This window comes from Flavobacterium potami (assembly GCF_020026915.1).
GTDB classification, from domain to species: Bacteria; Bacteroidota; Bacteroidia; order Flavobacteriales; family Flavobacteriaceae; genus Flavobacterium; species Flavobacterium potami.
Genome location: NZ_JAINUY010000006.1, coordinates 109391 through 120572, shown reverse-complemented (window position 1 = coordinate 120572; position 11182 = coordinate 109391). Strand labels below are relative to the sequence as shown.

The following is an 11182-nucleotide window of genomic DNA, read 5'->3' as shown; positions in this document are numbered from 1 at the left end:
TATTTTATATTTTTTATTTATGATTATTATATCTCTACAGATACATCATTAGTTAAAGGATAACTGCAACATAATAAGTATTCATTTTCATTCAAATCAGCTCTGGGCTTGCTTAATCCTATCATTTTCATTTGTCCTGATTTAAGGATTGCTTTACAAGTACTACAATTTCCAGTTTGACAAGAATATGGTAATTCTAAGCCAATTTCCAATGCTGCTTCTAATATAGAATTTCCTTTGCTTATTGCAATTTTATTCTCACGATCTTGAAAATTTAATATAATTTCCTGATCAAATATCTCCTTAAAATCTTCAGGGTTTTTAACAATTTCGAAATCTTCAGAAAATAAATTATCCAGATTTCCTGATAGATTTAATAATGACTCTTTAATTGTGTTTTTTAATCCTATTGGACCACACAGATAATGCCTAGTAGGTTCCTCAATTTTTTTTATCAAATCAGCAACAAAGTTAGAATTGATTCGTCCTTTAAAATTGTGCGATTCATCATCAAAAAATTCTTCTTTTGAATAAAAGTAATAGATCTTAAAGCGTTCTGGATAAATAGATTTAAGTTTCTCTAATTCATCATAAAAAATTACTGATGTTTTAGATTTATTACCATAAACTAAATAAATAATTAGTGCAGGATAAACTTTCAACAAATCTTTTATCATCGAAAAAAGAGGTGTAATTCCACTTCCAACTCCCCAAAAAACAACTGTATTTATTGATGTATTTTCTTCATAAACAAAATCACCAAGTGGTTCTTGAACTTCAATTACATCGCCGACTTTTATATTATCATTTATATAATTAGATACTATTCCATTGGTCACTCGTTTTACTGTAACATTTAGAGTAGAGTCAATTAATGGTGCAGAAGAAAAAGAATAGGGTCTGACAAACCTTCTTCCATTTATTCTGAATTGAAGAGTTAAATATTGTCCTGCAAAATATTTTATTTTTTTTAAACCAGGCTGTTTAAAACATAATGTTATTGTATCGTTTGTTTCTTTTCGAATCTCTTCAACTTTTAAAGTATAATTTTTCATTTTAATGTTTGAAATTATTCCAATAATCCGTTTAAAATTCTTTTTAAAATCAAAGATAATATCGTTAAAAAGACAGCTAAACTTCCTCCTAACAAAACACCTTTTATCTTACCAAAACGTTCTTTATACAAAGGTAAAATTGGTTTATCTATTATCTGAATTAAAGGAGTTTCTTTCCGCAAAGTCACTTTTGCTAATTCACTCTGCTTGACTAATTCTGTCAATATAGCTGTATTAGCCTGTACATCTACTTGTCTTCTTGCTGATGGAGTACGACGAACATTAAGAGCAGGATTTAAATTAAAAGTATTATCATTTGCAACTGCTACTCCAATAATTGCTCCATTCAATTCTCCTCTAATTGAATCTGTTTGATGCTGAAGAATAGACATATTCATTCTTGCTTTTTTACTTTTAGTTGCTATATAAAAATCTGAAACTTCTTTTGCCAAAGCTTCACAAAAGTATTTAGCAAATAATTCACTAGTTGAAGAAACATCAATATTAATTATAGATACTTTTTTATCTCTCTGTTCAACAGTCAACCATTTTTTTGACAAGTCTTCATACATTTTACCCAAAATGCTGTCTTGCTCACGACTAAAAAATTTGCGATTAGAATTAGGCAAAAATTCTATAGTGGTAAGTTTTTGCGAATCATTCCATTTTTCTCTCCAGTTACTATTTTGGATATACATTTCTGCTAACGAAATTATTTTTCCATTTACTTTTACTGGAGATAATAATGTTTTTTCAACCATTGATCTAGACTTAAATAATTCTGTCAAGTTTGATCCCGAAAAAATACTTCCTCCATTTCCTCCCAAATCAAAACCTAGTGTACTCGCTAGTCCTAAAGCATTACCTAAACCACCTCCACTTTTTTCATCTTCTAAAGCAAAAGACAGAGTGGCTTTATAAACAGGTTTTTTACTAATTGAGTACATTAATCCAAAGCCTGCACCAATTATCCCAGCTAAAAAAACAAATTTCCATTTAGAAAGCAAATATGAATACCACTCATTACCTTTTTGTATTAAATCTTTTAACGAAATTTCGTCATTGTCAATTTGTTTATTATCCATCAAAAAAATTATTTAAAAGCTGTAACAATTAATAAAGCTAAGCTAGAAATCACACTTCCGATACCAACCCATTCGCCTGCACTCATTTTCTTTCTTTCAGGTTTTTCTGGAACTACAATTTGTGAATCAGGTTCTACTTTGGGGTAAGATCTAAAAAATAAAAAGGAAGTGGTTACGTCAGCTTTTCCATTTGGATAAATTATATAGGATTTTCTCTTCCAACCTTTACTATCGACTCCACCTACTGAGTTTATATAATACTTAAAACCTTTACCTCTTCTATATGGAATTTCAGATGTTAAAAGAACATTTCCAGTGACTTTCACACCTTCATTGTATGTAGCAACTTCAATTTCATCTCCAGGGAACAATGTAACATTTGAATAATGATTCTTATCTTTTACAATTTTTTCCCAGTTTACAGGAATTGTTGCAAATTTTAAATCTTCTTTTAATTTCTTTGCCAATTTGCCTTTTAAGCTATCATTTTTACTGATATTTAAATCAATTCTTTCTAACGTCTCGATTTGTTCTGCTTTAATTGGTCTTTTAATTTTCATACCATCCAAATTAGCAATTGAGGTTAAACCGCCTGCTCTCATCACTACATTATAAACAGTTTCTTTCTTATTTGCTAAAACATATTTTCCAGGATAACCAACTGCTCCACTCACAATTACCATTTCAGGTTTTTCATATACCGCCATTCGGCGAATATTAATAACATCAAAAGGTTTTAATACAAAATTTTTAATTTGTTCATTATTATCAGCTGTGATTTCTAGTTCAACTAATTCTATACGTTTTGGATCAGCATCATCTATTGCATCCGATTTAATCATCCTTGCAATTTCAACCCTTTTAGAAGCAGAACCAGTAAGACCTCCTACTTGAACCACTAAATCGTTTAATGTTAAATTTTCAAAATATTCATATTCCCCAGGATTTTTTACTTCTCCATCTATTGTAACTTTATACTCTTCTCTAAAATCTAGAATAGAATAAACAGTAACAACATCTTCTCTTTTCAATTCTACATCAGCATTTAAATCACCTGATAAAGCTGCCCCCAAATCTACATTAACAATTTCAGTAGTCAAATCTGTTTTTAAACGAATTATTCTTGCTCTTTTACTGTAAGCATCTTCTTTTAGACCTTCTGCTCTCGTAATAAGATCTGAGATTCTCATTCCTTCTGTGAAAGAATAGTAATCTGGTCTAAAAACAGCACCCTCAATCTTAATTCGGTTTTCAAAACGATTTAAAATTCTTGTTACTTTAAAAACATCACCAGACTGTGGCTGATAAGAATTATATTCACTTTCATTTATGTCATGCACTTTAAATTCTTTTCCTGTTTTTTGCACTACGTTTACAGAAGCAGTGTAAGCAAATTCATTGAAACCTGAAGCAAAGCTTAATAAATCAGAGAATTTCTCCCCTTTTTTCATTTCAAAAATACCTGCACGTTTTACCTCTCCTTCTACTGTTACTCTTTGTGTATACGCAGGAATTCGGATTACATCATTTTCTTTTAGACTAACATTATCAGATTGATCACCTTTTACTAAAAATCGGTAAATGTCAATATTTCTGAAAACCTTATTATTTCGTATTAATTCGATATTTCTGTAACTGCCATTTTTCCCTGGTCCTCCTGCCAAATGTAAAGCATTATAAACTGTGGCTAAAGAAGAAATTGAATAATTACCTGGCTGTTTTCCTCCAACCACCGTAATCTTTATTGTTCTAATTTTACCTAGACTTACACTTACTTGCGACTGTCCAGACCTAACCGTACTATAAACTCTAGCTATTGCTGCTTTTATTTTTTGTGTTGCCGCTTCTATCGTCATTCCAGAAACAGCAATTTGGCCAACATATTCAATTGAAATTTTTCCTTCAACACTAACTGGTAGATTGCCATTATACTCCTGTATACCGTATACTGTAACTTGCACTTCATCTCCAGGCCCTAAAATATAATTCATAGGAGTTGCCATCTTTAAATCCGGTTCGAAATTTAGAGTTGGATTATCAAAAAGCTCAGATCCAAAAATAATCGCATTCGCAGAATCTTTTACTTTGATATTTTTAATATTTTCTTGTTTTCTTCCAGAATCTGAGTTGGTTTCTGAAGATTTTTCAACATCTTTTTTTACTACTAAATTTTTCTTTTGATATTCATTCAGCTTAGCTTTCAGTTTGTTAAAATTAGCCTGACTCATTCCTTTCGATAATGCCATTTGTTCAACTTGATCAATAGTTGCATTATTGCTTTTCAGTTGTGCACTAATTTTTGCTAAATCGTCATCAGATAAATAATCAACATTAACTGTACTTAAGTCTTTAGACTTCATTATATCCTGCGCCTGAACACTCAAAGACATTGTAAGCGTACAAAGTAAGAAAATAAAGTATGTTATTTTTTTCATGAATTATGAATATTGTTTTTGATAGTATTCTTTATATGCTCCAGAAGTGACATTTTCTAACCATTCTTTGTTATTCAAATACCAATTAATTGTTTTTTCTAATCCTTCTTCAAAGGTTACTGTAGGTTTCCAACCTAATTCTTTATTAATTTTGGAAGCATCAATCGCATAACGCAAATCGTGACCAGGTCTATCTTTTACATAAGTGATTAATTTCTCAGAAGTGTTTTTTTCTCTTCCTAATTTTTCATCCATTATTCCACATAACAATTTAACTAAGTCAATATTTTTCCATTCATTAAACCCACCGATATTGTAAGTCTCATGATTTTTTCCTTCGTGAAAAACTAAATCAATTGCTATTGCATGATCTTCAACAAAAAGCCAATCTCTTGTATAATTTCCATCACCATAAACTGGCAATGGCTTATTATTTATAATATTATTAATAAAAAGTGGAATCAATTTTTCAGGGAAATGGTATGATCCGTAATTATTTGAGCAATTAGTTAAAACATAAGGCAACCCATAAGTTTCTCCATATGCTCTAACAAAATGGTCTGAACTTGCCTTAGAAGCTGAATATGGTGAATTTGGATCATAAGGAGTAGTTTCAGTAAAAAGTCCTTCAGCTCCTAGAGATCCATAAACTTCATCAGTACTTATATGATAAAATCTTTTCCCTTCAAAATTTCCTTTCCATTGATTCTTAGCGGCGTTTAATAAATTCATTGTACCGATCACATTTGTTTTTACAAAAGCTAATGGATCTTCAATTGATCTATCAACATGTGATTCCGCAGCTAAATGTAAAACTCCATCAAAGTTATGAAGAGCAAAAAGCTCATTTATAAAATTTTCATCAACAATATCCCCTTTTACAAAAGTGTAATTCGCATTGTTTTCAATGTCCTTTATATTTTCTAAATTTCCTGCATAAGTCAAAGCATCCAAATTAAAAATTTGATATTGTGAATATTTGTTCACAAAACGTCTAACTACATGAGAACCAATAAAACCTGCACCGCCAGTTATAAGTATTTTTTTCATTTAAAATTTCAATTAATTTAACAAATCCGAATTTCTTCTTTCTAATTCGATATATATATCTTTCACATCTTGTGAACTCTCTTTTTGTAAAATTAAATTAGCTGTTTCAGTATAAACAAAAATTGTATTTTTTAATCCCAAGAAAGTGGTATACTTATCACATCCTATAACCATATTACCATTAGCATCTGTTGGATGTCCTTTGGAATTTAAATAATCATATACAGATTCAAATGAGCCTAAATCTGACCAAGAAAAAGAAGCTGGAACAACTTTAATTTTTTTACTTCGCTCCATGACGGCATAATCAATACTAATAGAAGGAATTTCCATCGATAAATTCAGATCCAAAAATCCTTCTTTATTTGCTTCCCATACTCTTTTAGATTTCTCATAAACATCCAGTTGAAATTTCTTCAACTCATCTAAAAGAACACTTGCTTTAAAACAAAACATTCCACTGTTCCATAAGAAATTACCTTTTGCAATAAATTCTTTTGCTGTAGTCTCGTTTGGTTTTTCACGAAATGAAATGACATTATCTCCTTCTGCTTCTATGTAACCATAACCTGTCTCAGGCTTTGTAGGAATGACTCCAAAAGTAACTATAAAACCATCTTTTGCTTTTGAAACAGCTTCAGATATAGCATGATTATAGTTATCCATTTGATCGATTATGTGATCCGAAGGTGTAATAATCAAAATATCATCTGGTTCAGATGCAAATGCAGCAAAAGCAATTGCTGCAGCAGTATTTCTAGGGGTTGCCTCAATAATATTTAGGTAAGAAGTATTGGTTTTATCCATTACTTTTCCACTTAATTGATGATTATCAACATTTCCAACAACCATTACTTTATTTGCCAAATGACTGTTTCTATCTACTGTCATTTCAAATAATGATTTCCCTTCAAATATTTCAAGATATTGTTTTGGTCTACTTTTGCGAGAAAGTGGCCATAAACGGCTTCCAACGCCGCCTGTAAGTATTACGTGTGTTATAGATTTATCTAAACTCATATTTTTTTTAAAAAAGAAACCAAAAACTTATAGCCTATTATCTGCTAAAGATCCTAAAACTCCTTTTACATCATAAATTAAACTTTTATCCTTTTGTAAAGTTGAAAAATTGATTTCTAGAAATTCTGAGTGTGCTACACCTAAAACTAAAGCATCAAATTTATCAGTTGGTAAATTATTTACAGTTTCAAGTTTATATTCTCTCTTAACTTCATCAATATTTGCAAGAGGGTCAAAAATAGTGACCGCTATTCCGTAGTCCTTTAGAGCTTTTACAACATCAACAATTTTAGTATTTCTAACATCTGGACAATTCTCTTTAAAAGTAATCCCAAGCATTAAAAGCTCTGCACCATTCACAGAAATTCCTTTTTTGATCATTAACTTCACAATTTGCGAAGCTACATATTCTCCCATACTGTCATTTAAACGTCTTCCCGCCAATATAATTTCAGGATGATATCCAAATTCCTGTGCTCTTTGTGCTAAATAATAAGGATCTACTCCAATACAATGTCCACCAACCAATCCTGGTTTAAATGGTAAAAAGTTCCATTTTGTTGAAGCTGCATCTAATACTTCTTGTGTATCAATATTCATTAAATTGAATATTTTCGCTAATTCATTTACAAAAGCAATATTGATATCACGTTGTGAGTTCTCAATAACTTTTGCTGCCTCAGCAACTTTTATAGTTGGTGCTAAATGTGTTCCAGCAGTAATAACAGATTTATAAAGAGCGTCTACTTCTAAACCAATTTCAGGAGTTGAACCTGAAGTAACCTTTAAAATCTTTTCAACTGTATGTTCTTTATCTCCAGGATTTATTCTTTCTGGTGAATATCCAGCGAAGAAATCTTCATTAAATTTTAAACCAGAAATACGTTCCAAAACCGGAACACACTGTTCTTCTGTAACACCAGGATATACTGTAGATTCATAAATAACAATATCTCCCTTTTTCAATACCTTTCCGACAGTTTCGCTAGATTTATATAGTGGAGTCAAATCTGGTCGGTTGTTTTTATCAACTGGCGTAGGAACAGTAACGATATAATAATTGCAATCTGCTATATCACTTAATGATGTAGTACAATAAAGTCCTTTGTCTTCATTAGCCTTTTCAACTAAAACCTCTTGTAAAACATTATCTTCAACTTCTAATGTTGTATCTGTTCCTGATTTTAATGAACTGACTCTCAATTCATTTATATCAAATCCGACAACTGAATATTTTGTAGCAAATAATCGAGCTAAAGGCAACCCGACATAGCCCAAACCAATAACCGCGATTTTAACATTATTTTTTAATTTCATTTTTTCAATTTATTTAGGTAGTAAAATTTCACGGCTTCGCCATTCCGAGTCCCAATATTTGGACTCAGCTACCTAAATTAATCATTTTCGGCAAATATAGCACAATAACTCTAGTTATTCAATACGGTTTCACGTAATCCTTAAAAAGAAATTGTTAATAAAAAAGCACTAAAGCACAATACCTTATTAATCAGGATGTAAATATTTACTTTATAAAAAAAACAGAAGAAAAAAATCTAAAAAAAGACATTTTCTTCTGTTTAATTTTACTTGATAACGCTGTTATTTATATTTTATTTTCAGAACACATCCTAAAGTTTCTAAAACTAGAATATAATAATTATTTGAGACCTCCTGCACAATAGCACTTTGATTGGTAAATGCCCCAGATTCTAATTTGATTTTATCACCCACTTGAATTTCAGAAACAGAGACATCACTAATATTTGGTGCTTTAAGACTTTTTTTTATATTTTCGATTTCCTGATCTTTTACAATTGCAGGCTTTCCGAGCCAGAACAAATATCTTACTACTCCCGGTACCTGAAAAACCGAATTTCGATCAGCGTCTGTTAATTGAACAAAAACATAGGAGTTAAAAAGAGGCACTTCGACTTTCTTTTTGCGATCGGACCACTGTCTAACTTGTGTCACAATTGGACAATAGCATTCAATTCCTAATTGACTAAGCTTATCCGCAACTTTCTTCTCCCACTTAGGCTTTGTATAAACTACGTACCAATTCATCTTTTTTTTTACAACGAGACAGCAAAATATACTGCCTCAAATTTTTTCCTTCTTTCAATACAAATTTACGAACCTATTCCATTATAAACGAAACCAATTTCTTCTAACTGTTTGGCATCTAATATATTTCTTCCATCAAAAATAAATGCTGGCTTATGCATGGCATCATAAATTCTTTTCCAATCATAAGTTGCAAACTCATCCCATTCTGTTAAAATGGCAACTGCATGAGCATCTTTACAAGCTTCATAAGCATTATCAAATACATTTAAATAATTTGCATTATCTTGTTTTGATCTTGTTTCAAGGTAATCCAAATCGTTTAGCATTTTATTTTGTGAAACTTTTGGATCGTATACCGAAATACGTGCTTGTTCATTTATTAGATCGTCAGCAACATAAATTGCAGCAGATTCTCTTGTGTCGTTGGTGTCTTTTTTAAAAGCCCATCCTAAAAATGCAATTTTTTTATCTGCAACAGTATTATATAAAGTCTGAACAATTTTATTTGAAAATCGTCTTTTTTGATGATCATTCATAATAATAACTTGTTCCCAATAATCTGCAACTTCGCTTAAACCGTAGGATTTAGCTATGTAAACTAAGTTCAAAATATCTTTCTGAAAGCAAGAACCTCCGAAACCCACTGAGGCTTTCAAAAATTTAGATCCAATTCGGCTATCCATTCCTATTGCCTTCGCTACTTCAGATACATTTGCTCCTGTTTTTTCGCACAGTTCAGACATTGCATTAATTGATGAAATACGTTGCGCTAAAAAAGCATTTGCTGTAAGTTTAGACAATTCCGAAGACCAAACGTTTGTTGTTAAAATTCTATCTTTACTTACCCAATTTGAGTAAACTTCAATTAAAGCATTTATTGCTTCCTCTCCCTCCGGAGTTGTATCACCTCCAATTAAAATCCTATCTGGATTCAACAAATCAGTTACAGCTGTACCTTCAGCTAAAAACTCCGGATTTGATAAAATTTGAAATTGAACTCCATTTCCTGTATTATCCAATATACTCTTAATTGCTTCGGCTGTACGAACTGGTAAAGTTGATTTTTCAACTACTATCTTATTTTGCTTTGCAACTTTAGCAATTTGCCTTGCGCATAATTCAATATATTTTAAATCTGCTGCCATTCCCTTTCCTTTTCCGTAAGTTTTGGTTGGCGTATTTACCGAAATAAATATCATTTGTGCTTCATCTATTGCTTTATCAACATCAGTCGAAAAAAATAGATTTCTACCTCTTGCTTCTGAAACAATTTCTGAAAGACCAGGCTCATAAATCGGAATGTTTTCAGGATTTGGGTCATTCCAGTCTGCTATTCTTTGTTCATTTAAATCAACAACTGTAACCTGAATATGTGGACATTTTTGAGCTATAACCGCCATTGTAGGTCCACCAACATATCCTGCACCTATGCAGCAAATTTTTGTAATTTTCATTTGATCTATTATTATCTTGATCTTTTAATTTATTTTAAATTGTTCCAATACCAACCAACAGCTTCTTTCAAACCTTGTTGCAAAGAATATTGTGGATTGTAACCTAACATTTTTTTTGCCTTCTCTATACTGGCTAGTGAATGCGGAATATCACCTGCTCTATTTTCTCCATAAACAACCTGAACATCATTTATTTTTGGATCTAACTCTGACAAGTATTGTTTTAAATATTTCACTAAATCATTTAATGTATTTCTATCACCAAAAGCAGTATTGTAAACGGTATTAATTGCCTCTGGATTTTGACACGTAATCGCCAATTCATTCATCTGAATCACATTATCAATGTATGTAAAATCACGAGAGTAATTTCCATCTCCATTAATTACTGGACTTTCATAACTAATAAATTGTTTTACAAATTTTGGAATTACTGCAGCATATGCTCCATTTGGATCTTGTTTTCTTCCAAAAACATTAAAGTAACGAAGTCCAATAGTTTCCAACCCATAAGTTTTACTAAAAATTTCAGCATATAATTCATTCACATATTTAGTAATTGCATAAGGAGACAGAGGCTTACCAATAACAGCTTCAACTTTTGGCAATCCTTGCGAATCTCCATATGTAGAAGAACTTGCCGCATAAACAAAACGTTTGACTTTAGCATCACGAGCCGCCGTAAGCATATTCAGAAAACCAGAAACATTCACATCATTTGTAGTAATTGGATCTTTTATAGAACGAGGTACAGAACCTAAAGCAGCTTGATGCAACACATAATCTGCTTCTTTAACAGCCAGAATACAATCTTCTAAATTTCGAATATCACCTTCAATTAATTTGAAATTCGGATTGCTTAAAAAATCTTTTAAATTGTGACGATGTCCTGTAGAAAAATTATCTAGACAGACAACCTTATAACCCAATCCTAAAAAATATTCAGTCAAATTTGAACCAATAAATCCCGCTCCTCCTGTAATTAAGATTGTATTTTTTATCACTTTTTCCATTTA

Annotated in this window: 9 protein-coding genes; all 9 read right to left on the bottom strand. The window is 31.1% G+C overall.

Features of this window, described 5'->3' with window-relative positions:
- Positions 1-26: 26 nt before the first annotated feature.
- The 9 genes from K6T82_RS17345 to K6T82_RS17305 all read right to left on the bottom strand — a co-directional run bounded on the left by K6T82_RS17345 (position 27) and on the right by K6T82_RS17305 (position 11179).
- Complete coding sequence (locus tag K6T82_RS17345; RefSeq protein WP_223708233.1) at positions 27-1055, bottom strand: ferredoxin--NADP reductase; 1029 nt, start codon at positions 1053-1055, stop codon at positions 27-29.
- A 14-nt stretch (positions 1056-1069) separates the two neighbouring features.
- Complete coding sequence (locus K6T82_RS17340; protein ID WP_223708231.1) at positions 1070-2140, bottom strand: GumC domain-containing protein; 1071 nt, start codon at positions 2138-2140, stop codon at positions 1070-1072.
- Between the two features lie 8 nt (positions 2141-2148).
- Positions 2149-4575: an SLBB domain-containing protein gene (locus K6T82_RS17335; protein WP_223708229.1), complete on the bottom strand. Its 2427-nt coding sequence runs from the start codon at positions 4573-4575 to the stop codon at positions 2149-2151.
- A 3-nt stretch (positions 4576-4578) separates the two neighbouring features.
- Positions 4579-5625: a dTDP-glucose 4,6-dehydratase gene (rfbB, locus tag K6T82_RS17330; protein WP_223708226.1), complete on the bottom strand. Its 1047-nt coding sequence runs from the start codon at positions 5623-5625 to the stop codon at positions 4579-4581.
- 12 nt (positions 5626-5637) lie between these two features.
- A complete protein-coding gene (locus K6T82_RS17325; RefSeq protein WP_223708224.1) occupies positions 5638-6645 on the bottom strand; it encodes a mannose-1-phosphate guanylyltransferase in 1008 nt (335 codons plus the stop codon).
- A 27-nt stretch (positions 6646-6672) separates the two neighbouring features.
- Positions 6673-7962, bottom strand: coding sequence for a nucleotide sugar dehydrogenase (locus K6T82_RS17320; RefSeq protein WP_223708222.1), 1290 nt, complete (start codon positions 7960-7962; stop codon positions 6673-6675).
- Positions 7963-8244: 282 nt separating this feature from the next.
- Positions 8245-8709 carry a UpxY family transcription antiterminator gene (locus tag K6T82_RS17315; protein WP_223708220.1) on the bottom strand — a complete coding sequence of 155 codons (465 nt, stop codon included), beginning with the start codon at positions 8707-8709 and terminating at the stop codon, positions 8245-8247.
- Positions 8710-8774: 65 nt separating this feature from the next.
- Positions 8775-10166, bottom strand: a complete 1392-nt coding sequence (locus tag K6T82_RS17310; RefSeq protein WP_223708217.1) for a UDP-glucose 6-dehydrogenase — start codon at positions 10164-10166, stop codon at positions 8775-8777.
- Positions 10167-10195: 29 nt separating this feature from the next.
- Positions 10196-11179 carry an SDR family oxidoreductase gene (locus K6T82_RS17305; protein WP_223708215.1) on the bottom strand — a complete coding sequence of 328 codons (984 nt, stop codon included), beginning with the start codon at positions 11177-11179 and terminating at the stop codon, positions 10196-10198.
- Positions 11180-11182: the final 3 nt, after the last annotated feature.